This window comes from Paenibacillus sp. plas6 (genome assembly GCF_057221655.1).
This window is the reverse complement of sequence record NZ_CM170151.1, coordinates 4,346,215-4,372,375: the sequence shown is the minus strand read 5'-3', so window position 1 is coordinate 4,372,375 and position 26,161 is coordinate 4,346,215. Positions and strand designations below refer to the sequence as shown.

The window sequence follows — 26,161 nt, the reverse complement described above, 5'->3', positions numbered from 1 at the left end:
AAAGTGCAAATGATTGAGTGGATAGTCCATTACTGAACTAGCACCTCAAATGATAGCATTAGTGTATAACTTGCGGAATTATTGCCTCGAATGAGGATGAATACATTTCAGATGTATAAAGAATTGGTTTTACGCAAATACACTGAAAATGCTAATTGGAGGAATGCTATCATGTCTATGCCAACTGGATTTATGGACTACAAACGCGAAGTGCCAGCAGATCGTAAACCGCTAGAACGTGTGAACGATTGGAAGGAATTCCATAAGCACTTACCAGAGCAACAATTACAAACACAAGGCGCGCGCTGCATGGACTGTGGTACGCCTTATTGTCATACAGGTATGGAAATAGGGAATACTGTTTCTGGATGTCCGGTGAACAACTTAATTCCTGAATGGAATAATCTCGTTTATCGTGGTCTATGGAAAGAAGCGCTTGAACGTCTTCATAAAACAAATAACTTTCCTGAGTTTACTGGTCGTGTATGCCCAGCGCCATGCGAGGGCTCATGTACAGTTGGTTTAATTGGTGATCCAGTCACTATTAAAACAATAGAGGAAGCGATCATTGAACACGGTTTTGCTGAAGGTTGGGTAGTTCCACAGCCGCCAAAAGTACGTACGGGTAAAAAAGTTGCAGTTGTAGGCTCAGGTCCAGCTGGTCTAGCTGCTGCAGCACAGTTGAATAAAGCTGGACATACTGTAACAGTTTACGAGCGTGCAGATCGTATCGGCGGTTTGTTAACATATGGTATTCCAACGATGAAGTTAGAGAAGCACGTTGTGGATCGTCGTGTAAATCTCTTAAAAGAAGAGGGAATTATTTTTATTACTAATACAGAAATCGGTAAAGATATTCCTGCAGCTGATTTGTTGAGAGAATTTGATGCGGTTGTATTAGCATTAGGAGCAACGAAAGCTCGTACCGTTAATATTGAAGGCTCTGACCTGAAAGGTATTTATCCTGCAATGGACTTCTTAAATAGCACAATTAAAAGCTATTTAGATACAAACCTTGCAGATGGCACATATATTAGTGCAAAAGGTAAAAATGTTATCGTAATTGGCGGCGGAGACACAGGTACAGACTGCGTTGCGACAGCATTACGTCACGGCTGTAAATCTGTAGTTCAATTTGGTACAGTTGCTAAGGCACCAGAGCAGCGTGATCCAGTTAAAAACCCATGGCCGCAATATCCTAATGTATATACATTAGATTATGCACATGAGGAAGCAAAAGCGGTCTTTGGTGAAGATCCGCGTCAATTTTCAATCTTAACGAAGAAATTTGTTGGCGATGAGAATGGTAATATTAAAGAGCTTCATACTGTTCGCATTGAGCGTTATGTTGATGAACAAGGACGTAAAATCTATAAAGAAATCGAAGGCACTGAGGAAGTATGGCCTGTTGATTTAGCCTTAGTAGCGATAGGCTTTGAAGGTCCAGAAGCAACGATTATTGAACAGTTAGAGCTTGCTACAGACTCACGTTCTAATATTAAAGCTCGTTACGGCAACTACCGTACAAATGTTGATAAAGTGTTTGCGGCTGGTGATGTTCGTAGAGGACAAAGCTTAGTTGTTTGGGCGATTAATGAAGGACGTCAAGTAGCACGTGAAGTCGATAAATATTTAATGGGAAGTTCAATGCTGCCATAATTAAATAATGTCGCTGAATAGTCAAGCAAGAGCATTGCTGGGAGAGTATTTTCCACAGTCAATGCTCTTTTTAGCGTTTTTTAGACATCGTTTTCTCTGTACTATTTCACGAAATGATTGTACGATATTTAATAGAGAAAATAGAGAGCCAATTGATTTGGATAGCATAGCTTATATCAATAGTGTTAAATATTAATGACGTTAACTATCTAGTTTAGCATCATATTATATTGATGTAAAAGTGAGGGGATGCTATGGGGCAACGAGATGTGCTGAGTCTTGATTCTGTTGATCGTATTCGTTTTTATGTCAAGAAAAAATATGAGCATTTACCAAAGGAAAAGCATGCTGAAATTGTTGCTGATGCCATTGTAAAAATCATTATGCGTCAATTGCCGCCTTTTGCCAAGGAATTGCAGGATGAAATTTGCCAGCAATTGATTACAGATGTTATCGTTGCCCAGCGTCGTCCCGTTAGCTTAGCGGATATTGAAGTCGTTAGTCTAAAACAGGTAAAGGATAATGCCGTTGCTTTGCAGCAGCTAGCTGATTGGCGGGTTACTCAAGGATTAGTTGAGGTGCCATTACAAAGTGACGAGCAGCAAACAGGTCTATGGCGGGACAAGCTAAAGGGTATTTGGAGCAGGTATTGTAAAGTTATCGGATATAGCTTTGGTTGTTTAGCTATTATTTGTGGTGTTTTAGTTGCACAACTCATTCAGCAGCAGAGTGCTAGGCAATCAGAAGTTAGAGTAGAGGATGCCTTGCTTGTCAATGAAGCAGAGAACCAGTTGCAAGATTTGCCGGAAAATGAGTTGCCAAAGCACTATCAATATCATGAGGTTGATCATAATAAGCTAAAGGAATATCTTAAAACACGCAACTCATTATTAGCCGATGCGCGCTACTACGATGTTATTGTGGAAACGGCTAAAGAGTTTAACATATCACCTATCCTATTATTTGCAATTACTGGACAAGAGCAAGGCTTTGTACCGCGTAACAATAAACAAGCAGAGAAAATTGCAAATAATCCGTTTAATGTTTTCCATAGCTGGGAGGAATACAATACAACAATTGAGAAGTCCAGCGAAATTGCTGCTCGGACGATCGTTAATTTAAGTAAGGATCGCCCAGAGGATGTGGAAGCTATCGTATGGATTAATCGGAAATATGCTGAAGATCCAAACTGGTCAAACGGGGTAACGAGCTTATTTGCCACAATATCTAACTACATAAAAGATTAATGGCATTAATTAAAGGAGTAAGTATGAAGACGTTAATTATCGCAGAAAAGCCAGATATGGGGCGAAATATAGCAGCAGCAATTGAGCGTAATGCAAAAAATATGCGCAGCTATATCGAAGGAGAACAATATATTATAACTTGGGCTATCGGTCATCTTGTTTCTTTAGCTGAGCCTGATGCCTATGATGAGCGCTATAAGAAGTGGAATATCGCTCATCTGCCGATCATTCCTGAGAAGTTTAAGCTTATTGCCAATAAGCGAACAGCGGACCAATTAAAGGTTATTAAGGAATTGGCAGCTCGTTGTGATCGTATTGTGAATGCTTGTGATGCTGGGCGAGAAGGACAGTATATCTTCTCGCTTATTCAACGTTATCTAAAGCTTAGTCATCCCGTTGAACGACTATGGATTTCAGACTTAACAGCAGAAACGATTGTTAAAGGGTTTAAGGAATTACGACCAGAACAAGATTTCGCTAACTTAACGAAAGCAGCTTCGGCACGCAGCGAAGCAGATTGGTTAATCGGGATGAATGGTACGCGTGCGTTTACTACAAAGCATAATGAGCTGTTGTCCGTTGGGCGTGTGCAAACACCAGTGCTTGCGTTAATTTATGATCGTGAAGCGGAAATTGCAGCTTTCCAATCCCAGACTTATTATTTGGTGGAAGCAAGCTTTAAGCAAGGAAAAAGTAGCTATAAAGGTGTATGGCAAGGAGATAAGTTAACAGATTCAGCGCAGGCAGAGAAAATAGCTGCTGAAGTGAAGGGGAAAACTGGACTTATTAAGCAATACGAAACAAAAGATGTTAAAGAATATCCCCATAAGTTATATGATTTAACTTTACTTCAGCGTGAAGCGAACAGTAAGCTGAATTTTTCAGCTAAAAAAACGCTAGACATCGCACAAAGTCTTTATGAAAAGCATAAAGTAATCACTTATCCACGTACGAATTCAAATTATGTTACTGAGCAAAATATTAGTGAAATGCATAAAGCACTACAAGCACTGCAAAGTACCCCTTACGGACAATGGGTGAAAGGTGCGAATCGTTCTTTGGTTCATACAGGTAATAAAAGTATTTGTAATCCTGCAAAGGTAGAAGATCACCATGCTATATTGCCAACTGCAAAAAGAGCAGGTTCTTTATCTAGTGATGAACAAAAGCTTTATGATTTAATCGTTAAACGCTTTTTATCTCAATTTTATCCGCCAGCAAAGTATATTCAGCATCAAGTGCTTACTCGAATAGAGCAGCATCAGTTTAAAACAACCATTAAGCAACTGTTAGATCTTGGCTGGAAAGTGATATATGGAGAACAAGAAGAAGCAAAGACTAAACGAAAACGTAAGGTAAGTGACGAAGAGGATGAAATTGTTGAGCAAAGTGAGCATTTTGAGCTTGATGATAAAGCTCCAGTGCAATGTAATGGAGCTAAAGCTAAGGAAAAGGCTACACAGCCGCCCAAATCCTATACTGAAGGTACATTGCTAAAAGCGATGGAAAGCGCAGGTAAGCAAATCGAAGATGAGGATATGCGTGAAGCGATGAAGGATTGTGGGCTTGGAACTCCTGCAACTCGTGCTGCAACGATAGAGCGACTAAAGCAAGTAGGCTATATCACAATGAAGGGCAAAACAATTACGATCACAAATAAAGGGAAAACAGCAATTGAACTAATACGCGGTGCAGGTGTAGAGTTATTGACATCGCCAGAAATGACAGGTATGTGGGAAAAACGGCTTAATGAAATTGCCCGAGGTAAAGCATCACCCCAGCAATTTATGGATAATGTAAAGAAATTCGCTACTATGATTGTAGATAAAGTTATACAACAGCGGGCAGTGGCAAAGGAAAATTTCGTTAAGCCTGAAAAACCAGCTGCGAAAAAAGCAGGGCGCAGCAAAGCGTCAGACAGTAAAAAAGCTAGTAAACCAGCTTCTGAACCAGCTGCAAAAGCAACTTCTGTTCGTTCAACGACTGTAAGGAAGACAGCTGCAAGTAAATCAACTGCCATCAAAACAGCGACAGAAACCGGTAGTCAAGCAACATTAAGTAAAAACGTTTTAAGCCAAACAGCGAAATCCAGTTCACAAGCTTTTGCATCCAATGCAGCGAATTTTAAATTACTGCAAAGCATCGCGGTTTGTCCAAGAGAGAATTGTGGCGGACAGATTATTATTGGGAAAAAGGGCTATGGCTGCTCACATTATCGTGAAGGCTGTAATTTTGTAATTTGGCGTGATGAGTTTGGCATTTCATTAACACCAGAGCATATTCAAAGTTTGCTGTATAACGGAGTGACAGAGCCGTTATATATAAGGAATGAATTTGGTGAGCAGCAATTGATAAAAATTACATTAGCTGATCGCAATAGTGGAAAGCTTGCGCTACGGTATATGAATAACTAACTGTCAAATATATATGGATAAGTCTGAATAGCATCATTAAGCATGAAAAACGAAAGGTTTTATTAACGACGTAAAATAAAAGCTATCCACTCCAGACTTTCACTGCAAAAAAGCTGTGAAAAGATAAGGGTGGATAGCTTATTAAATAGCTTTCGCAATTAAACCAGGGATTTGATTAAGCGATTGAACTGAAAGGAAATGTCCCTTAGGCTCTATATTTACCTCAATAATGTTATGCTGCCATTCCTCTGAAACTTCAACATGGATGGCATGAATTCCCGCATGAAGAGCAGGAACAATATCATTGCGGATCGAATTACCGATCATCCAAGTTCGTGAACGCTCAAATCGCTGATTGTTTAAAATATGCTCCAATGCATCAATGTTCTTAACTTGACGAACATAAATACGTTGCTCGAAAAATCTTCTAAGTCGCATATCCTCAATTTTGCGTAATTGAATATGAGGCTCACCGCCAGTATATAAATGAAGCTCATGTCCTTGCTTTTGCAATTGATTAAGCATTTCTTCCATATACGGGTAAGCTTCTGTTTCGTGATTATATACATCCATGCCTAATTGCCAAAGCAAATCTTTATGCTCCTCAGCCTGTGACGTTTTATACAAGTTACAGAAATACTGATAAGTTTCAATAAAGGAACGAGGAAAATGCTCGCTCTTAAAGCCAGATTGCTGAATCAGCTCTGTATCGAAAGAAGCTTGCTTGTTCTTTACTTCCTGCGCCGTCAAATTAAACTCCTCAAACCAAGCTACAAGCTGATTGGCAAATGCATCAATTGTACGAAAAAAATAACGATTGCAATATATAAGTGTATCATCTAGATCAAATAATATTTGTTGTGTCATCGTTGTAGTCTCCTAAACTATGGAATTACTGCAGTTTGTTCATAGCATTTTAGTAGGCTATGAGCAATAGCTTGTATCAACAATCTACCTTATAATAATCATATCGTCAATTCCAATAGCTAGAATTATCCTTATGATCCATAAGAATAGCTTGCTAAATCTCTTCACTTAACTGTAACAACTCGTTAAGCATAACGATCCTTTGCTTGCTGCAGTAAGTTTTTAATAAAGGAGATACGATGTTTTACATAAAACTCTTTACTATCTCTGCGAAGCTCAGAAGGAGAGACCAGCTCCCCAGTCTCATTGTTTTCAATAACAAGTCTCCCATCGCTATAAAACATAAAAGTTAAGTCGCGTTTTGGCGGAAATTTCTCAATAAATCGAAAACGTTGACAAGTTTGATTCATGCTGATCAATCCTCCTTATATTCCATTGTAACGATAAATAGAACAAATGTTCTGATAATATTATACCAAACATTTGTTCGTATGGAAAGAGAAGATTAAATATCGTAAACTATTAAAAGAAGCGTTTGCACTAGCGGAAAGGATGACGACATGTTACGGATACAAAATCTTTCAAAATCAATTCCTGGCGGTCCTAAAATTCTAAAAAACATTACATTTGATGCGTATGAAGGAGATTTTATTGCTGTTAAAGGAGCAAGCGGCAGTGGAAAGTCAACCTTACTTAAATGCTTAGCGTTACAAGAAAACTGGACTACTGGTAAATATATATTTAATGGAAAAAATGTATTTGAGGGTGGCTTCCGTGCTAAAATGCAAGTAAAGCGCGAAGTAGCTTATTTGGAGGAAAAACCATTTCTGTTCCCAGATAAAACCGCGTTAAAAAATGTAATTATCGGTGCAGTTGGTCAAACTCCAGCATGGAGACGTTGGACAGGTATGGTGCGCAACGATGATTATATGGGGGCAATGGATATTATCGAAAAGCGCGGCTTGCTTGATAAGGCGAAGATGAAAGCTAGACATTTATCAGGCGGAGAGCAGCAGCGGATTGCAATTGCGCGCGCTTTAGTACATGGAGCGAAAGTAATTGTAGCCGATGAGCCTGTGGCTGGGCTCGATCCGCATAATGCAGATTCTGTCCTTAGCGAGTTAAAGCAATTATGTAAGGAACAAGGAATTATTGTTATTGCTGTATTGCACCAAGGCGATTGGGCAGAGCGCTATGCTGATCGCATTCTTGGATTGAATAGTGGAGAACTAGTGCTAGATGTATATGGTCGTCGTTTAACTGAGCGCGAAAAAAATATGCTCTAAAGCGTGAATAATCGATATGTTATAAAGAAGAGATAAAGGATTTGGAATCATTAAATGGTTCTAAATCCTTTTTTGTTTTGAAAATGATTGCTATATGTACTTAAGAGAAAGTGACATGCTTAATCCCTTTTGGACATATACTTTCTAGTAATTATGCTGTAAATCTTATATATTTATGGCTGAAGATTAGGAGGTAGAAGAATGTACGTTATTTCACTGCTTATGCTGCTTGTGACCGTTGCGGTAGTTTGCATGCTTGTAATTACGACGAAAGTGCAGAGGGGCTTTCGACGTATCAATTATATTAGAGGAGTAAAATACGGCAAAGTTGTACAGCAACTGCAAGATAAGCATGAGCTTCATCGCTATGGGATTGGTCAATATCTTAGAAGACAATATGGCGAGCTATCTATTTTTAGCATAGCAATGAACGCGATCGGCATGTTTCCAATGCTGCTGCTGCTATTAGCTCCGATTTTGCAGCAAGGTGGCTTGTCAGCAAGCTTATTTATATATTGTGGACTTGGTGTTTTATTCATTATTTTTATGACGCTAACTGCTCAATACTTATCTGCCCAGCCAACTGCAGGGGGACTTTACCATGCTGCCTTGAGAGAAGGGGGGAGATGGCTTGGCAGTATTGTTGGAGGCGTACAGCTTATTGGGCAAATAATGATGCTTATCGGATACAGCATTGGCTTAGTCTATTTTTCCAGACTGCTCATTCCATCCGCATTAGAATGGCTTGATCGTCCAAATGCAACATTATTAACGGTAATACTGGTCTTACTTGCTCAACTACTAATTATCGGGTTTAAGAGTTCAAGTTATCGCTTTTTTCATATTGCTGCTTGGCTAGTACAATGTGCTGGCATTGCGTGGTTGCTAATTGCGTTAATTGCGAGCTGGCGCAGCTATAGCTATAACGGGATGCACTTATTTATGACAGGCACTGCTGTAGAAGGATGGTTTCCTGCGCTGCATGAGGTTACACCATTAAACTGGGGATTATTAATTGCACTAATTGCAAGATTATTTATTGGTGGCGACAGCAGCTCGCAGCATGCAGAGGAAACATTAGAGCCGAAGGTTAAAATCTCCTGGGCAACGCTGCTTTCAACCTGCTATTCGTTTATGATCGGTCTTGCACTTTTGTTAATCCTGGCTATTTACTATATGAATCAAGCATATACCACAAGCGGGTTAACAGGTGAACAGTGGCTGCAGCAGCTTGCTGGGCAATTTGGGTCTGGACTTATCGTCATTGCACTATTAAGCAGTTGGTGCTCCAGTGTAACGTTACTGCAAAGTGCTGGCCGTACATTAATGGCGATGGCACGAGACGGTATGTTGCCGTTTAAACAGACACTTTCGATGATGAACTATTTAAAACAAGTGCCACAACGTGCGTTAATTGTTGTTATCCTATTATCGCTAGCATTGCTAGTTCCAATTTACTTTTTTAGTGCAAGCCAGCTCTTTGTGCATGTAACATTATTGGCTGTTATTTGCCACTGCATCGTTTATGTGCTTGTTTTTTTCTTTGTCCCTGTAAAAGGGCGTGCAGAGCTATGGAAAGTAGATGGCTGGGAAAAAGGCATTCGCGTCTGTGGTATGCTGCTGTTAACTGCGTTAGGCAGTATTGTAGCAGCTGCGCTTCCGCTTTCCATTATGCTTGTTGCTGCCGTGCCAGTTATCATCATCGTTTGCTATGCAGTTATTTATGGTTTTCTTATTAAGGGGCTTGCAAATAAGTTCTTTACATATGACAGCAATAAAAGTCGTGACTTATTTGAAGTAGAAGGGGAAATGCCGCTGCAATAGCCTAATTATTTCCCAGGCAAGCGCACAGATTTACAAATATCGTCTTGCATTCGACTTCGTTTCGACGGGAGCAATTGACCTTAAGTTAAAATAATTTTGTCGAAAAGAGACTAAACTGCTAGTTATTTTTCCATTTTCGTCAAATAGCCGCTATAATAGTGTTAGGTGGTGATAATATGGAAAATGAAATAGAACAACTGCAAAATAATGAACAGGGCTATGAGCGTATTAAGCAGCCAGCCTCAGTCATTTCCTTTCACGTTGCTAAACCTCAAGAGGTTGTTTATGGCAATAAACCTGTATTAACTGCAATTTTCAAGCAGGCTTCAACCAACCGTCACTGGGTTAGCTTCACTGGAGTAGAGGGCGATGCTCAAGGCGATACTGTTAATCATGGCGGTCATAACAAGGCCGTATGCGTTTATTTGCAGTCGAGCTATCGTTACTGGCAAGAGCATGGACGAGAGCTTAAGCCAGGCGCATTTGGCGAGAATATGACTCTAAGCAACTGGACTGAGGACGATGTGTACATCGGTGATGTGTATTCATTTGGAACTTTAGTAGTCCAAGTTAGCCAGCCACGACAACCATGTTTTAAGCTTGGGATCCGCAATGATTGGCCTGAACTTGTCAAACTAGCACGGGAAAGCGGCTATACAGGATTTTATTTTCGCGTATTGGAAGAAGGAGAAGCAGCACAAGGGATGGAGGCAAAGCTTGTTCGTCGCGCTGAACATTCGATGTCAATTAAAGAAGCTAACGAGATTATGTACAGTAAACATAGTACAGTTGAGCAATTACAGCGATTAGCTAGTATTCCTGAGCTTACTGATGAATGGAAAGAAAGCATACATAAAAAAATAATGCGAATGCAAGCTTAATTGCGTTAATTGTTAACCTAGTAAATGAATTCGGAATTTGAACGAATAAGCAAAGGAATAAGGAGTGAAGCAATGAGCAAGCAAATTAGCCTGGATGAGTGTAACGAAGTGCTTGCTCAATATACTTGGCAAGGCACTCCGCGCATTATCCCTGGACCTAGCGGAATGAATAATACGACATTAACGGTAGAGGATGATGAGCGGAAAGTGATCGTTCGCTTATATAATAATCATGCAGATAAGTTTAAGCTGCAATTTGAGCATTCTATGCTAGAAAAACTGCAGCAGACAAAGTTGTCAATAGCAACTCCTGCGTTAATCTATAACAGGCAGCAATCCACAATTACGTTTACAAGTAGCGGTAAATTAGCAGCAGCTTTTCATTATATAGAGGGTGAAAGACCAACTACGAACAATATGGAAGAGATGATAAGTTTAGCCAAGGCTGCTGCAGAGCTAAGTCAGGCATTTACAATGTTAGCAGTCGATGAGCAGCCAGCTTATTCCCCGTATTATGAACTTGCAAGTAATTATGCCCCTTTCGATAAAGCTGCGTTAAGAGAATTGCTCAATCATCAAGAGCTTACTGATTTAGAAGAGCAACTGCAGCTGATTGGAGCTGAACGAATTAAGCTTGAACAATTAGCTGCGCAGTTTCAAGCTTTGCCGCATCAATGGATTCATGGAGATTTAAATTGCAGCAATAGTTTAGCAGTTGATCATAAAGTTGTTGCTTTATTAGATTTTGAATTTGTAACCTATGATCTGCGCGCGATGGAGCTAGCGGTAATGCTAGCGGAAACGATTAATCCTGCTACGACCCAGCTGGAGCAACTGCTTAATGCAATGCTACAAGCCTTCCATGGAATTGTTCGTTTAAATGAGCAGGAAATCGCGTTATTGCCACAATTAATTAAGCTACGCTGTGTTGACGTAGCGATGCATTTCATTCATCGCTTTTCACAAGGACTTGATTCTCCGCAGGTTTTACGGAGGATAATAGAGGATACACATTATGCAATATATCAAATGAATGAGATTCAGCTTTCGATTTAATTTTCTTAATTTTCATAGATTTCCATTGAAGTTTAGTGATTAAATCTTATCTCATAATGGAGGCATTTTGATGGGGAATAAAGTCATTCAGCAAATTTATGAAGCAGTCAATAAAAATGTCAGCAAAGTTATTGTAGGAAAAGAAGAAGTAACAAGATTACTTGTAATTGCCTTAATTACAAATGGACATGTTTTACTAGAAGATGTGCCAGGTACTGGTAAGACGATGCTAGCAAAATCAATTGCTAGTTCGCTTTCTTTAAAATTTAAGCGCATACAATTCACCCCAGATCTTTTGCCATCAGACTTAAGTGGAATCCAGTACTATAATCAGCGCAGCGGTGAATTTGAATTTCGTGCAGGTCCTATTTTCAGTAATATTTTACTTGCAGATGAAATTAACCGAGCTACACCGCGTACGCAATCAAGTTTATTAGAATGTATGGAAGAACGACAAGTTAGTGTAGACGGAGTAACGATGAAGCTTGAAGCGCCATTTATGGTTATCGCTACCCAAAACCCGGTGGAGCAGCAAGGGACTTTTCCATTGCCAGAGGCGCAGCTTGACCGTTTCTTATTTAAAATTAAAATGGGTTACCCAAGCAGTGAAGAGGGAGTAGAGCTGCTGCGCCGCTTTAAAGATGCTAACCCTTTGCAGCAACTGCAGCCTGTAATTACGAGGGATATGTTGCTTGAAGCAGAGCAAAGCTATAGCTCAATAGCTGTACATGATGATTTGCTTCGTTATATTGTCGAGCTTGTGGAAGCAACGCGTAAAAGAGACGATGTATTAGTTGGTGTATCGCCGCGTGGCAGTCAAGCATTGCTGCGTGCCTCACAAGTTCAAGCAGCGTTAATGGGACGAAGCTATGTTACGCCTGATGATATAAAAGCGATGGCTATTCCGACGCTTGCACATCGACTAGCACTTAAAGGAATAAATCGTTCTACAGCAGCAGCAGAGGCAGTGATAGAGCAGATATTAAAACAGGTCACTGTACCTACCGAGCCACTTCCTGAAAGAGTGTAGTGTTATGATTATCTTTTGGTTTCTCGTCATTACAGCTGTTATCATTCTGCTTCAGGGCTGGGTATTTAAAAAGCTAGTGCTGCGAAAGGTGCAATATAAACGATTCTTTACGCAAACAACCTGCTTTCAGGATGAGCAAATTAATATGGTAGAAGTTTTAGAAAATCGCAAACGTTTGCCAATTCCATGGCTCTACGTAGAGTCATCCTTAGAGGCAGCTCTGCAATTTAGTGGACAAGATAACTTTTCCATTAGTAAAGGACAATATGATCAAAATCATGGCAGCTTCTTTACATTGTCAGGTTATCAACGAATACGTCGCACGCATCAGCTTACCCCGCGTAGACGTGGTGTATATTCACTGCGGACTGTAACGCTTACGAGTGGAGATTTATTAAGTTTATATCGTGTGACAAAGCAATTCCCTTTGCAATCCTCATTAACCGTCTATCCAAAGCCATTGTCACTGCCGCTTGAGCGTTTGCCTTATCATTCGTGGCAAGGCGATCATATAGTAAAGCGATTTATTTTACCAGATCCGTTTATTGTCGCTGGAACTCGTCCATATCAATATGGGGACTCAATGAGACATGTAAACTGGAAGGCAACGGCACGGGTTGGAGAGCTGCAAGTTCACCAATATGAATTCACCGCTAATCGTAAGCTGCTCGTCATTGTAAATATTGAGGATAATGAAGCAATGTGGCGTACCGTTACAAACGATGATCTTATCGAACGATTGATCAATTATGCAGCAGGAATAACTAAGCAAGTGATTGAACAGGGGATGGAGGCTGGCTTTGCAGCCAATAGCAGCAGCTTGGATCAAGCGGAAAGCGTAACTTTACTGCCAGCAGCTGGACAAGGTCAGTGGCATGCAATTTTAGAATTAATGGCAAGGCTGCAGCTTATTCGAACGGAGTCACTTGCTGATATGCTGCATCGATTAGCTGATGAGGGGTTAAGCGGCTATGATCTCTTAATCTTAAGCTCATATTGGAATGAAACAACAGAGGAGGCAGCTCAAAGGCTGCGTTTGCAGCGCAATGCAGTACTAGCATTGGTAGCAAGTGAGTTAGAAGAGTGGCAAACGAGAGAGGGGGAGCAAGATGAAGCGAGATATTCCGTTCCTTCTTAAACCGCCGTTAAGAGCAGCAATTGAGTTGATTTTTTATGCACCGATATGGTTAACATTAGCGGTCTATACATTATCACAAGAGCTGCTCATTTACTGGAGCATCTTGCTAGTTGCGCTCTATAGTATTCCGCAATATGTTTGGCATTCAGGCAAAGAGATGAAGCATGGTTTTCGTCTTTTTATTATACTTTTGCTAGGGCTAATCCCATCCTCTTTGCTAATTTTCATAACAACTCAGTCCACTTGGGCATTACTTGCTTGCGCCATTGTAGGGATTATTTTTGTTGAAAGAAGCTTTCGCTCGTTAGCAATCGGCTGGCAAAATAGTTTTTCGTCATTAGCAATGGTATTTATGCTAATTGACTCAATCATTTTACAAATATTAAAGGTGATGGTGCTTCATAAGCTAGCAGATTATAATATCCTGTTTTTCGTTTTAGGTGTTATTGCGGCTGTACTATTTTTATATATTCAAAATGAGCGCATCATTCGCGATCAACAAATGATTGATGGAGCTTCAGCGACTATCCGTCGTTCGGTAGCAATAAATCGGTTTTATATTACTGGAGTTATTTTGCTTATTGCGGTCTTAGCTTTTTTTCGAGAGGCTCAGAAGAGATTAGAGCAATGGTTCAAAGAACTTTATGAGAAGTATATTGCCTGGCTGTTAAGCAGGCAAGAACAGCCAGAAGCGCCGATTGTTGAAAACATCTCGCCTAATCAAAACATGATGGGGGATTTCGTGGCTGAAAGTGAACCATCAAAGTTTTGGCTTATTCTTGAGCAAGTGATGAAATGGACGGTTACGATCGTTTTAGTTGTCGGTGCCGTACTATTGCTTTATATTGTAGTAACCAAGTTAATTCCTATGTTCATAAAATATATTTATCGCTTGTTGAATCAGCGAGCATTATTGCAGCAAAAAAATGAAGGCTACCATGATGAGATAGAAGGAATTATGCCTCAGAAGAGCAACTCGCGCGAGAATAAACGTCAGGCAGCAAAGGCCATTACTCTCAAGCAGTGGCGTAAGTTAAGTCCGATTGAAAAGCTAAAGGCGCTTTATGTTCATTCATTAAAAGCAGGTTTAAGACAAGGTAAGCCAATTACCGCTAGTAATACTGCTAAACAGAATTTAAGCCTGCTTATTAAGGACGAGCCTACTAGCATCGTTTATGGAGAGCTGCTGCAGCAATATAATAATATGCGCTATGGCAGCGTTGAGCCTGATGAGGATAAGCTGCAACGTTTACGCGAGCAGCTAGAGCAGGAGCAAAGCAAAGAAAACAAATAATAAGGTTCATTTTACTAACGAACCAATAAGCAAAATAACCGAGCAACGATTAGTTAGCCTGTAGTCGCTAACGAATTGAAGCTCGGTTATTTTCTTTAGTTGCCTTCCCCTAAAGATTGTAAATGGGCAGCAACTTTATCGCCATGGAAACGTCCAGATTCAATAAAAATTTCGTTTGCATCCGTTTTGCGGGAAACAACTACTCCAGCTAAATAGATTCCCGGTACATTACTTTCCATCGTTTCAGGATTAAAGGTCGGATGACCTTCCGGCTCGAAAGTCACACCTGCTTCAGTTAAAAACTGATGATCTGGATGGAAGCCTGTTAACGCAAGCACGTAATCATTTGCTAATGTAACTGTTCCTTCTGTTGTTGCAACTTCAATACTAGAGTTTGTAATACGTTGAACCTGGGAATTAAACATCATTTTAATTTTGCCGCTATTCACTTTCGATTCAATTACTGGTCGTACCCATGGTTTAATATGACGTGAATAATCCCCGCCGCGATAAACAATCGTTACATGCGCTCCTACACGCTCAAGCTCCAAGGCTGCATCGATCGAGGAATTGCTGCCGCCAATAATAGCTACCTCAAGGCCAGTGTATGGATGAGCTTCACGGAAAAAATGACTAACCTTCGGCAAATCTTCTCCTGGAATTCCAAGCATATTCGGATGATCAAAATAACCTGTCGCTACGATTACATATTTTGCTTCATATTGAGAAGTTTCACCATATTGATTAACGGCATTAAGAATAAAGCCATTTTCAGATTTAGTAATGCTTTTCACCGTCGTATATGGTTGAATCCGCAAATTATGACGTTGTGCAGCTATGCGATAATAGTTTAGAGCTTCCAGACGAGTCGGTTTGTCATTTGCACATGTGAATGGAATATCGCCAATTTCTAGTCGCTCAGCAGTACTAAAAAAAGTCATATATGTAGGGTATTGAGAGATAGAATGTACAATATTGCGTTTTTCTATAATGAGCGGCTTAATACCGATGCGTTGCAGCGAAATTCCTGCTGCCAATCCACATGGTCCAGCTCCGATAATAATCGTATGTTCCTTAATCATAATATTGTTAGCCTCCTCTTACATGCTCGTTTTATTGTACTCCTCCTTTTGCGTAGGAGCAACCTAGCATATAAGCATTTTAAGTTAAAGCATACTAGACTCCATTAACTTCTAGGCTTCTTTTACGCGATCGATTGCTTCAGCCATTGTTTTATCTGTTAAGTGCGCATAGATTTGTGTCGTTTCAGGAGAAGCATGACCCAGCTGCTCCTGTGTTTTATAAATGTCATTGCGCAAATAGTAGTCAGTGGCAAAGGAATGGCGCAGCTTATGCACAGATAAATATGGTTTGCCAAAATGTGTGGCATATTTAATGACCATCGCTTGAATTGCGCGTTTTGTCATACGTGAGCCTTCATGTTTACCGTTTGCAATTGCTAAAAACAGAGCTTTTTCGCGTTTTGCTGCTTTATAAGTGGTTTCTCTTAATTCTAAATAACGCTGTAAATCTTCAGTAGCAGCATTACGGAAGTAAACCGGTGTCTTAAACGTTTCATCATTTTTACCTTTACGGAAGACGTAGCATAGCTTTTTTTTCAAATCAATATCATCTACATTTAGATTTACAACCTCAGATACACGTAAGCCTGAATGGAGAATTAAGCTAATAATGCAGCTATCTCGTACAGCATTCAAGTTATAGGAATAAAGTGCCTGCTTATTGCGTGCAATTTTTTTGCCATAATCACAGCGAACAAATTGCAGAAACTCTTCAATTTCATGCTCTTGCAGCAGCTTACCTTCTAGCTTGGCAGCTGTATCCTTTGGTTTATGCGTTCGCTTTATTGCTACCTTAGCCATTACATTGCGTTTAAGCAGCGGGTAAAAATTTTCATCCTCAGCAATTTGACTTAAATAATGAAATAGAGAGCGAAGCGAGGATAATTTACGTGTAATGGTCGTTCTGCTATTTCGCTCATCCTTATATGTCGATAAATAAAGCTTAAAGCCATCAATAGATTCCATTCGTAATTGTTCAAGTTCTAATAAGCTAACATCGCGTACAGATGTTGCTTGTGACAGACCTTCGGCCATAAGCCAGCGAAAAAAGGTCTCATAGTCACGAATATATTCTAATAGCGAGGATGGTGAAAGGTCAGGCAGCTTGTACTGAATAAACTGTTCAACATACCAAGGCATAGAAGGGAGCTTACGTTCAAGTTCTTGCCGGTCCTTTTCTTTAATAATATTCATTTTCGATACTCCTCTAATTTCTCTTCTATAAATCAAAAAGCTTATTTAGTCAATATTGTACCAACTGACGGCTTGGGGTACAATAATTGAGAATTAGATTGCTGCTATGGATTAGTGATTAATAACATTGTAGCGATTAAGGTTACATATTGGTAAAGTTAAGAAGATAAAGGGGGTTGAAAGTGGTGAAGATAGAAATCTGGTCTGATTTTGTATGTCCGTTCTGCTATATCGGAAAAAGAAATTATGAGCAGGCACTTGCTAAGCTTCCGTATCGTGAGCAGATTGTTACAGAATATAAAAGCTTTGAGCTTGATCCAAACGTGAATCCAGAGGAAAAGCGTTTAACGATTCATTCATTAGCTGAAAAATACGACATGAGTAAGGAAAAAGCAAAAGAAATGACCGCTGGAGTAGCTCAACGTGCAGCAGAAGTTGGGCTTGCTTTCCACTTTGATGATATGGTTGATGTCAATACATTTGATTGCCATCGGATTATGAAGTATGCGGCAACGCTTGGCAAGGCTCATGAGCTTGCTGAAGTTTTGTTCTATGCTCATTTTACAGACAATAAAAATTTATCGGACCATGCAGTACTTATTGAGTTAGCGAACTCGGTAGGACTTGATGTAACTGGTGTGCTAAGTAATTCAGAAGAGTACAATAAGCATGTACGAATTGATGAGCTAGAAGCACAGCAGCTAGGTGTGCGCGGTGTTCCGTTTTTTGTCATTGATCGTAAATATGCAATTAGCGGAGCTCAGCCAGTTGAGATGTTTATCGAAACGCTAAATAAAGTGTGGAGTGAACGTTCAGGAAGCTTGCAGCCGTTGCAGAACGAGCATTCTAATGATGATATATGCGGACCAGATGGCTGTAAAGTATAAACAAGTAGGAGGGGGAAATTTTTCGTGTTATTATTTGTTGGATCTTATGCTGAGACAAGCGATCAAGGTGTTGAGCTGTTTCATTTTGACGAAGAAAGCGTTAGCTTAACAAAAAAGGCAGAATACGTAGGATTAAAAAATCCTACTTTTGTAAATGTTAATCCAGGTAGCAGCAGCTTATATGCCATTTGTGAGCAAGTGAATGAGGATGGCAGCAAGTCAGGTGCGCTAGCGCATTTCAAATATACAAGCGATAGCCTGCAATTGGTTAAGCAAATTTCAACAGTTAAAGGAACCACTTGTCATGTACAACGTGATGCGTTAAATCAATTTCTAATTGTAACAAGCTATCATGGTGGCATGATTGGTTTAATTAAGCTAAATGAGGACGGCAGCTTAGGTGAAGTTGTTGACGTTGTCCAACATACTGGCTCCAGCGTTAATCCTGAGCGTCAAGATCGTCCACATCCGCATTCTAGCTTCTTTAGCAATGATGGAAACTACTTGTATGTGCAAGATTTAGGACTTGATAAGCTGCTTATTTATAAATTAGATCGTAATGCGCAAAAGCTTGTCGCTGCAGGAGAAGCAAATTTACCAGCAGGAGCAGGTCCAAGACATTTGGCATTTCATCCGCATTTGCCAATTGCTTATGTTATTAATGAGCTTAATTCGACTGTATCAGTTTTTCGTTATGAAGCAGCAACAGGTCAGCTAGAGGCATTGCAGCATATTTCTACGTTGCCAGAAGGCTTTACGGGAGAAAATGGTACTGCTGAAATTGTTGTTTCGCAAGATGGCCGCTTTGTTTATGGCTCTAATCGTGGACATGATAGCATTGTTGTATTTGCAGTTGATGAACAAGGGAAATTAACGGCAGTTCAGCATATTTCTTCTGGTGGCGGACATCCAAGACATTTTACGTTAACGCCATCTGGACGTCATCTGCTTGTTGCTAATCGTGACAATAACAATATTGTAGTACTTGCTCGTGATGAGGCAAGCGGTAAACTAAGTGAAACAGAGAAAGAATTTTTCTCCACAAAACCTGTTTGCTTAGTACCAGTACAACTATAAACCTATAACAAGAATTATTTGCAAGTGAGGAAAGTAAAGTGAGCACGACAAATACATCTTCTGATTTAAAACCAACAAAAATTCTTAAATGTAAAAATCCAGAATGCAAAGCTTGGGTGCGTGAGGAATTCGCCCAACCAAATCAAACCTGTCCATTATGTAAAGGGCCAATGATGCGCAGCATGAGACATTTGCCAGCGGTACAAAATAAAGTGCCACGCAAACCGCGTAAGCCTAAAGATGAGTTTGATATTTAATTCGTGAAATAAGAAGCAGCAACAAATAGCATGGTCTTGTATTGCTTACATGCAGCCCGTGTTATGTTGCTGCTTTTTTTGTAAGTTGTGGTATGATGTAGTTATAAACGTTATAAAAGGACATGAAAGCGATGCGAAGATTTAAGAAGTTTTATATTGAAACAACAAGTATATGTAATTTATCCTGTTATTTTTGCCCGCCGACAGAACGTGCTAAAGGCTTTATCTCGATTGAGCAATTTACGCATACACTTGAGCAAATTAAGCCGTATACTAACTATATTTATTTGCATGTAAAGGGTGAGCCGCTGTTACATCCGAAAATTGATATATTGCTAGATATTGCTCATCAACATGGGTTCAAAGTAACTATTACAACAAACGGAACATTGATTCGTAAAAATACTGCAAAGCTATTAGGTAAGCCTGCATTAAGACAAATTAACTTCTCCTTGCACAGCTTTGACGGTGACCCGGGAAATCGAGATTTGAAGCAGTATTTAGCTGATATTTTAGAATTTGTCTCATTAGCTAAAGATACTGACTTAATCACTTCATTTAGATTATGGAATCTATCTGAAGATAATGAGGAAAATGTTAAGAAAAAACGTAATCGTGAACTGCTTGCAATGATTGAAGAAGCATTTCAATTACCTTATGAAATTCAGGAAATGTATAAGCCTGGAACGGGCTCCGGTCTAAAAATTGCTGAGCGTGTATATTTAAATCAAGATCCGCAATTTCGTTGGCCAGCGTTAGATGAACCAGAGGATGATGGTGTTGGCTTTTGCTATGCGCTGCGCAATCAAGCTGGGGTACTGATTGATGGCACGGTTATTCCGTGCTGTTTAGACGGGGAAGGGATTCTAAATCTCGGCAACATTAATGAAACTAGCTTCGATGAGATCATTAATGGTGAACGTGCAACTGCGATATATAATGGCTTCTCACGCAGACAAGCAGTTGAGGAGCTATGTCGCAAATGCGGTTATCGCCAGCGTTTTGGTAAACATACAAAGCGTGAGCTTATGAATAACGTCTAAGGAGAGGTTACCCGATGAAAAAGGGGATACTAGCTATTGGCGTAGCAATGTGCCTTCTGCTGCTTGGCAATTTATCGTTTGCAGCATCATTATTTAAAGACGTAAAAGAAGGCCATTGGGCTGAAGATTATATATTATGGGGAGTAAGTGAAGGGATTATTCAAGGGTATAGGGACGGCACATTTCGTCCCAATGATAAAATAACCGAGGCAGAGTTTTTGAAAATGATCGTTGCAACGTATGAAATTCAACTTCCTAAAGACGGAGAGCTGTGGTATGACCCTTATTATAAAATAGCAAAAGATAATAACTGGTTAGCAGATGGAATTGCACAAGATTCATCAACCTATCGTAATAAGCAGATTACTAGGGGAGAAGCTGCGAAAATAATTGCTAGTGCAGATGGAATCATATTTTTGCGCGAGATTGATGCGGTGCAATATTTATTTGATAATAAGATGTCAGAGGGTAAAACATCAAAAACTTATGTAGGTTATGCTCCTAAACAACTTCTAACTAGAGCAGAAGCGATTAAATTTATTAAGTCGTTTGTAGATAATCGCCAATCCAATCATCTGAAGAAAGCAGTTATTGAGCAGGATCCATCGATACCGGTGTTATTGCCAGCTTTGGACAGCCAATCGCAGCTTATTTCATCTTTGCAAAAAAGCGGCTATGAGGTGAAAGCTAATCATCTAGTGGAAGGCTCAACATTGGAATTGTCTGTTGCTTCTAACCATGCAAATGTAATGCTGATTAGTATTGATATAACTAAAATTGCTGAAGATCCATACGTGCAGGCCACTGTCTCCATGGTTAAAGACGGTTATAAAATCGACGTAATGGCAGACATTATGAAAATGATTACGAAAAATAGCTTGGACTTATCTCAACTCAGTTATGGAAAAACACAATCGATGAAGGCTCTGTTAAATGGAATTTTATATAACTTTGTAGAATCGGAGACTAGTATTCAATCAACGATTCGTTATAAACTATAGGCCTCTGAGATTCTCAGTCTTATCTTTGAAATATATGCTAATTAAAACACTCATTAACCGGATTAAAAGGTGATATTCATCCTTAGAATAATCATTGGAAAACCATTGGTTATTTCGATGAATTCCAGGGGAGTTCAAGGTTAATGAGTGTTTTTCGTTAAAGCATAGAGATGTAGTATACTCAATGTTCACGACGATCCTGTAAAAAGTCACTTGGCGGCTGACCGTAGGTTCGTTTAAATAATCGCTGAAAATAGCTAACATCGGCATAGCCAAGATATTCAGATATTTCCGTAATCGTAAGCAGTGAAGCAGAAAGCATATACATCGCTGTTTTCATTCTTACAGCATGAACATATTCACTAATTGTTTGCCCAGTGCCCCTCTTAAAAAGTGATGCCGCATAGCTGGGACTTCGCTGAATATAATCAGCTAGCACATTCTTCGTTATTTTTTCCCGATAATGTGTTTGAATATATTGCTTCATTCGTTCAATATGGATGAGTGAAGCTGGCGCTAGCTCACCTCGATCTAGTTCACGCTGCCAGAGAGCAAACGTATCAAGCAGGAAGGAGGCGATACGCAATTCGATATAGGGAACAGATTCGCTTGCTTCCTTCCAAATTGTACGCAAAAGGTCAATACTTCGATCATAGATACCAGCTTGAGTAATTAGCCAGCCAGTGGTTTGTAATTGCGGCAGTTTTTCAAGCAGTATTGGTGTCACTCTAAAGCCGATACAATATTTTTGATGTAAGCTATTATTTAACGATTGCTCGATATATTGGCATTGCTGAGGAGCAAGTACAAAGCAGCCTTTATTGGCGATAAGGAGTTCACCATTTTCCAATTGAAAGCCGCAGCTTCCATATGTAATAACATAAAAATGAAATTGTAATTCTTCGTTCAGTATTTCTCGCTGCCAGTTCGTTCCTTGCTGATAATCGATCGTAAGCTGCTGGAGCATTCCTTCACCTCAGTATACTATTTTTCATCCATTATACTATATTTCATGTACTCCTGCTCAGAAAAGTTCTACAATTATAACATCAATGTTATTTACTTATGAATCTCGACCTCACAAAGGAGTATCTGAAATGAATCACACGAAAATTGTATGTACAATGGGTCCGTCTAGTAACTCGATCTCAATTCTTAAAGAAATGATGCTTGCTGGTATGAGCGTTGCTCGTCTAAATATGGCACATGGTGAGCTGCACGAGCATAGCGCAAGAATTAAACTTGTACGTGAAGCCGCAGAGGCAGCAGGCAAAATTGTAGCAACAATGATGGACATTAAAGGTCCTGAAATTCGTATTGGTACTTTAGAGGAAGCTAGTTACGAATTAAAAGCTGGTGAAACTTTTACACTAACTACTGAGCAAATAACAGGTAATGGACAACGTGTAAGTGTAAACTATGCTGATATGACTAGCGTGATTAAAGCTGGTGACACTATCCTGCTTGATGATGGTCTAATCGAATTGAAAGTTAAGTCTGTTGAAGGCAGCGATATGCACTGTGAGGTAATGAACGGTGGTACATTAAAGCCGCGTAAAGGGGTCAACTTACCAGGAATTAGTACAACTTTACCTGGTGTGACTGAACGCGACATTAAGCATATTATGTTTGGTATTGAAGAAAATATCGATATGATAGCAATGTCCTTTGTTCGTAAAGCAGAGGATGTTCTAGAAGTTCGTCAAATTCTAGAAGATAATAATGCAAGTCATATTCAAATTATTTCAAAAATTGAAAACCAAGAGGGTGTAGATAATCTTGATGCGATTATCGAAGCTTCTGACGGTATTATGGTTGCACGCGGCGATCTAGGGGTAGAAATTCCTGCAGAGGAAGTGCCTTTGATTCAAAAAGTAATGATCGATAAATGTAACAAAGCTGGTAAGCCAGTTATCGTTGCAACGCAAATGCTAGATTCTATGCAAGTTAACCCTCGTCCAACTCGCGCTGAAGTTAGTGACGTTGCTAACGCAGTACTTCAAGGTGCTGATGCAATTATGCTTTCTGGTGAATCTGCAGCAGGTAAATATCCGCTTGAAGCAGTTAAAATGATGGCAATGATTGCTGAGCGTACAGAAAGTACAATCGATCATAAAGAAAACTTCAGAAAGTTGATGAATACAGAATCGACTTCAGTTACTGAAGTTATTTCACAAGCAGTTGTTAACAGCTCATTGCAAATTGGTGCTAAAGCAATCCTTACACCAACTGAAAGTGGCTTCACTGCACGTATGGTATCTAAATATCGTCCTAAAGCTCCAATTATTGCAATTACTCCTAATGAAAAAACATTGCGCCGACTAACATTAGCGCGTGGGGTTGTTCCAATTAAAGGAGAGTATGTATCAACTACGGACGAAATGTTTAGCTCTGCTATTCGCAATAGTGTTCGTTCAAACTATGTTGAGTCTGGTGACTATGTTGTTATTTCAGCAGGTATTCCAACTGGACGTGCTGGAGCAACGAATTTAATTAAAATCCATCAAGTTGAATAGTCTCATCGCAAAGTGACATAGCTATATAATCAAGAAAGCGGAGAACGAGCGTTTGGTCGTCTCCGCTTTTTCTTTATTTATAGAAACATTACTTGTTTAAGGTCGAATACTGTGAATACTGAACCTCATTACGATAGCAGTTTGTCGATTCGTCGTAGAAGGATTGCGAAAGCTGATGGGAGATTTCAAAGATTGGTAGAGACGGATCAATATGTAGCGTTGATCCGAAGAACGAGCAATTTACAAATTCAAAATCCATGCACGTAATTAAAATGATACAGTTCGTAAAAATACAGTTTTTAAACGCGAATCCATCAAAACAGATCGTTTCATTTTGAAAATGCTCGTTCATAATTAAGCTTAATTCCATTCAAACGTCACCTCAATAAGTTAGTATAAATCTACAATCATCGTATCAAAGACGATAAACAAAGTTTGTCGCTTTCTGTATGTGAGAATACATATACTTATCGACAAAAGTGCGGATTCATAGTTTAATAGAACAATATTTATCTATAACTTTCAGGAAATAGTTGAGGAACATAGTAACTTCCGCTTATAATATAGCGAGATATGAACAAAGGATAGGGTGTTGTCATGAGTATTTTAACGGTAGAACGATTAAGTCATGGCTTTGGTGACCGTGCAATTTTTAATGATGTATCTTTCCGTTTATTAAATGGGGAACATATTGGCTTAATCGGGGCAAACGGTGAAGGTAAATCAACGTTTATGAATATTATTACCGGAAAACTTCAACCAGATGAAGGTAAGGTGGAATGGTCGCGCCGAGTACGTGTCGGTTATTTGGATCAGCACGCTGTACTGCAAAAAGGAATGACCATCCGCGATGTGTTAAAAAGCGCATTTCAATATTTGTTTGACCTTGAGCAAGAAATGAATGAAATGTACATGAAAATGGGTGAGGTATCGCCTGAAGAGCTGGACAAGCTGCTTGAGGAAGTTGGTACGATTCAAGATACGTTAACTAATCAAGACTTTTATTTGATCGATGCAAAGGTTGAAGAAACTGCTCGCGGTTTAGGGTTGACGGATATTGGTCTTGATAAGGACGTCAATGATTTGAGCGGCGGTCAACGGACTAAGGTATTGCTTGCAAAGCTATTGCTGGAAAAACCAGATATTTTGCTGCTAGACGAGCCGACGAACTATTTGGACGAGCAGCACATTGAATGGCTAAAACGATATTTGCAGGAATATGAAAATGCCTTCATTTTGATCTCACATGATATTCCATTCTTAAATAGTGTTATTAATCTTATTTACCATATGGAAAATCAAAAGCTTGAGCGTTATGTTGGCGACTATTATCATTTCCAAGAAGTTTATGAAATGAAAAAGCAGCAGCTTGAAGCAGCCTATAAACGCCAGCAGCAAGAAATTGCTGAGCTAAAGGATTTTGTTGCTCGCAATAAAGCAAGTGTAGCAACGCGGAATATGGCGATGTCGAGACAGAAAAAGCTTGATAAAATGGAAATTATTGAGCTTGCAAAGGAGAAACCAAAGCCGCAATTTAATTTTAAAGAAGGTCGTACTTCTGGCAAATTGATTTTTGAGGCAAAGCAGCTTGTAATTGGTTATCAGGAGCCGCTTTCTAGACCGCTTGATTTAAAAATGGAGCGCGGTCAAAAGATTGCGCTAGTTGGTGCGAATGGAATTGGTAAATCCACCTTATTGAAATCCATTTTAGGACTAATCCCTCCAGTAAGCGGCGAAGTTGTACGTGGAGAAAACTTGGAAATTGGTTATTTTGAGCAGGAGATAAAAGAAGATAACTACAATACTTGTATTGAAGAAGTATGGCAGGAGTTTCCTTCCTTTACGCAATTTGAAGTGCGTGCTGCGCTTGCAAAGTGCGGATTAACAACTAAACACATTGAAAGTAAAATTCAAGTGCTTAGCGGTGGTGAAAAAGCGAAGGTTCGCTTATGTAAAATTATTAATCGTGAAAGCAATTTACTTGTTCTGGATGAGCCGACAAACCATTTGGATGTTGACGCCAAGGATGAGCTAAAACGAGCATTAAAAGCGTATAAAGGAACAATTTTGTTAATTTCTCATGAACCTGAATTTTATCGTGATATTGTAACTGAAATTTGGAATTGTGAATCGTGGACAACTAAAGTGTTTTAATAAATCAAAATAACATTTTGATAAAGCAAACCTCCAACCTATTGCACGAAGCGTTGGAGGTTTTTTTATATATTGGTTATAATATTTTATTAATAAAACTATTTGTTTAATAATGTTAATAATTAGTATTATTTTAAAAATTATTTGAAGTGTATTTCGAAAAAAATAAATGTGTGGTATAACTATTTAAGTAACTTGTATTAAATGTTAAATTCCTATTATATATAAATAAACGATAAAATAGTAAAAGTTGG

22 protein-coding genes are annotated in these 26,161 nt (G+C 39.3%); 17 read left to right on the top strand and 5 right to left on the bottom strand.

Annotated elements, in window-relative coordinates; genetic code table 11:
- The first annotated feature begins 171 nt into the window (after positions 1-171).
- The 3 genes from AC2TDL_RS19405 (at position 172) to AC2TDL_RS19395 (ending at position 5,320) form a co-directional block, all read left to right on the top strand.
- Complete coding sequence (locus AC2TDL_RS19405; protein WP_484697699.1) at positions 172-1,659, top strand: glutamate synthase subunit beta; 1,488 nt, start codon at positions 172-174, stop codon at positions 1,657-1,659.
- A 254-nt stretch (positions 1,660-1,913) separates the two neighbouring features.
- Entirely contained in the window at positions 1,914-2,906 is a 993-nt protein-coding gene (locus AC2TDL_RS19400; RefSeq protein ID WP_484697698.1) for a hypothetical protein, read from the top strand.
- Between the two features lie 23 nt (positions 2,907-2,929).
- Positions 2,930-5,320: a DNA topoisomerase 3 gene (locus tag AC2TDL_RS19395; protein ID WP_484697697.1), complete on the top strand. Its 2,391-nt coding sequence runs from the start codon at positions 2,930-2,932 to the stop codon at positions 5,318-5,320.
- A 141-nt stretch (positions 5,321-5,461) separates the two neighbouring features.
- On the opposite strand, the gene AC2TDL_RS19390 is transcribed toward AC2TDL_RS19395, so the two are convergent.
- Together AC2TDL_RS19390 and AC2TDL_RS19385 are read right to left on the bottom strand one after the other, a co-directional pair.
- Entirely contained in the window at positions 5,462-6,187 is a 726-nt protein-coding gene (locus AC2TDL_RS19390; protein ID WP_484697696.1) for an HAD family hydrolase, read from the bottom strand.
- A gap of 185 nt (positions 6,188-6,372) precedes the next feature.
- Positions 6,373-6,597: a hypothetical protein gene (locus AC2TDL_RS19385; RefSeq protein ID WP_484697695.1), complete on the bottom strand. Its 225-nt coding sequence runs from the start codon at positions 6,595-6,597 to the stop codon at positions 6,373-6,375.
- 150 nt (positions 6,598-6,747) lie between these two features.
- On the opposite strand from AC2TDL_RS19385, the gene AC2TDL_RS19380 reads away from it, so the two are divergent.
- From AC2TDL_RS19380 to AC2TDL_RS19350, 7 genes are all read left to right on the top strand, one after another.
- Entirely contained in the window at positions 6,748-7,473 is a 726-nt protein-coding gene (locus AC2TDL_RS19380) for a phosphonate ABC transporter ATP-binding protein (RefSeq protein WP_484697694.1), read from the top strand.
- A gap of 201 nt (positions 7,474-7,674) precedes the next feature.
- Positions 7,675-9,297 (top strand): APC family permease, encoded by a 1,623-nt coding sequence (locus tag AC2TDL_RS19375; RefSeq protein ID WP_484697693.1) that lies wholly within the window; start codon positions 7,675-7,677, stop codon positions 9,295-9,297.
- 176 nt (positions 9,298-9,473) lie between these two features.
- Positions 9,474-10,178, top strand: coding sequence for an MOSC domain-containing protein (locus AC2TDL_RS19370; RefSeq protein ID WP_484697692.1), 705 nt, complete (start codon positions 9,474-9,476; stop codon positions 10,176-10,178).
- 72 nt (positions 10,179-10,250) lie between these two features.
- The gene (locus AC2TDL_RS19365; protein ID WP_484697691.1) at positions 10,251-11,234 is read left to right on the top strand and encodes a phosphotransferase; all 984 of its coding nucleotides are present in this window, start codon (positions 10,251-10,253) and stop codon (positions 11,232-11,234) included.
- Positions 11,235-11,304: 70 nt separating this feature from the next.
- Positions 11,305-12,264 carry an AAA family ATPase gene (locus AC2TDL_RS19360; protein WP_484697690.1) on the top strand — a complete coding sequence of 320 codons (960 nt, stop codon included), beginning with the start codon at positions 11,305-11,307 and terminating at the stop codon, positions 12,262-12,264.
- A gap of 4 nt (positions 12,265-12,268) precedes the next feature.
- Positions 12,269-13,402, top strand: coding sequence for a DUF58 domain-containing protein (locus AC2TDL_RS19355; RefSeq protein WP_484697689.1), 1,134 nt, complete (start codon positions 12,269-12,271; stop codon positions 13,400-13,402).
- On the top strand, positions 13,374-14,696 hold the full coding sequence (locus AC2TDL_RS19350; RefSeq protein ID WP_484697688.1) for a hypothetical protein: 1,323 nt from the start codon (positions 13,374-13,376) through the stop codon (positions 14,694-14,696). Before AC2TDL_RS19355 ends, AC2TDL_RS19350 begins: the two co-directional genes overlap by 29 nt.
- A 95-nt stretch (positions 14,697-14,791) precedes the next feature.
- On the opposite strand, the gene AC2TDL_RS19345 is transcribed toward AC2TDL_RS19350, so the two are convergent.
- Both AC2TDL_RS19345 and xerS read right to left on the bottom strand, forming a co-directional pair.
- Complete coding sequence (locus tag AC2TDL_RS19345; RefSeq protein WP_484697687.1) at positions 14,792-15,778, bottom strand: YpdA family putative bacillithiol disulfide reductase; 987 nt, start codon at positions 15,776-15,778, stop codon at positions 14,792-14,794.
- 111 nt (positions 15,779-15,889) lie between these two features.
- On the bottom strand, positions 15,890-16,972 hold the full coding sequence (gene xerS / locus AC2TDL_RS19340; protein ID WP_484697686.1) for a tyrosine recombinase XerS: 1,083 nt from the start codon (positions 16,970-16,972) through the stop codon (positions 15,890-15,892).
- Between the two features lie 185 nt (positions 16,973-17,157).
- Between xerS and AC2TDL_RS19335 the strand changes: the two genes are divergently transcribed.
- The 5 genes from AC2TDL_RS19335 to AC2TDL_RS19315 all read left to right on the top strand — a co-directional run bounded on the left by AC2TDL_RS19335 (position 17,158) and on the right by AC2TDL_RS19315 (position 21,237).
- Positions 17,158-17,859, top strand: coding sequence for a DsbA family oxidoreductase (locus AC2TDL_RS19335; protein ID WP_484697685.1), 702 nt, complete (start codon positions 17,158-17,160; stop codon positions 17,857-17,859).
- Positions 17,860-17,883: 24 nt separating this feature from the next.
- Positions 17,884-18,936 (top strand): lactonase family protein, encoded by a 1,053-nt coding sequence (locus tag AC2TDL_RS19330; RefSeq protein WP_484697684.1) that lies wholly within the window; start codon positions 17,884-17,886, stop codon positions 18,934-18,936.
- A gap of 38 nt (positions 18,937-18,974) precedes the next feature.
- Positions 18,975-19,193, top strand: coding sequence for a cold-inducible protein YdjO-related protein (locus AC2TDL_RS19325; RefSeq protein WP_484697683.1), 219 nt, complete (start codon positions 18,975-18,977; stop codon positions 19,191-19,193).
- 131 nt (positions 19,194-19,324) lie between these two features.
- On the top strand, positions 19,325-20,236 hold the full coding sequence (locus AC2TDL_RS19320) for a radical SAM/SPASM domain-containing protein (protein WP_484697682.1): 912 nt from the start codon (positions 19,325-19,327) through the stop codon (positions 20,234-20,236).
- 14 nt (positions 20,237-20,250) lie between these two features.
- On the top strand, positions 20,251-21,237 hold the full coding sequence (locus AC2TDL_RS19315; protein WP_484697681.1) for an S-layer homology domain-containing protein: 987 nt from the start codon (positions 20,251-20,253) through the stop codon (positions 21,235-21,237).
- Positions 21,238-21,418: 181 nt separating this feature from the next.
- Here AC2TDL_RS19315 and AC2TDL_RS19310 read toward each other — a convergent pair whose 3' ends face one another.
- A complete protein-coding gene (locus AC2TDL_RS19310; RefSeq protein WP_484697680.1) occupies positions 21,419-22,204 on the bottom strand; it encodes a helix-turn-helix transcriptional regulator in 786 nt (261 codons plus the stop codon).
- Positions 22,205-22,334: 130 nt separating this feature from the next.
- Between AC2TDL_RS19310 and pyk the strand changes: the two genes are divergently transcribed.
- On the top strand, positions 22,335-23,753 hold the full coding sequence (gene pyk, locus AC2TDL_RS19305; protein WP_484697679.1) for a pyruvate kinase: 1,419 nt from the start codon (positions 22,335-22,337) through the stop codon (positions 23,751-23,753).
- Between the two features lie 597 nt (positions 23,754-24,350).
- A complete protein-coding gene (locus AC2TDL_RS19300) occupies positions 24,351-25,907 on the top strand; it encodes an ABC-F family ATP-binding cassette domain-containing protein (protein WP_484697678.1) in 1,557 nt (518 codons plus the stop codon).
- Positions 25,908-26,161: the final 254 nt, after the last annotated feature.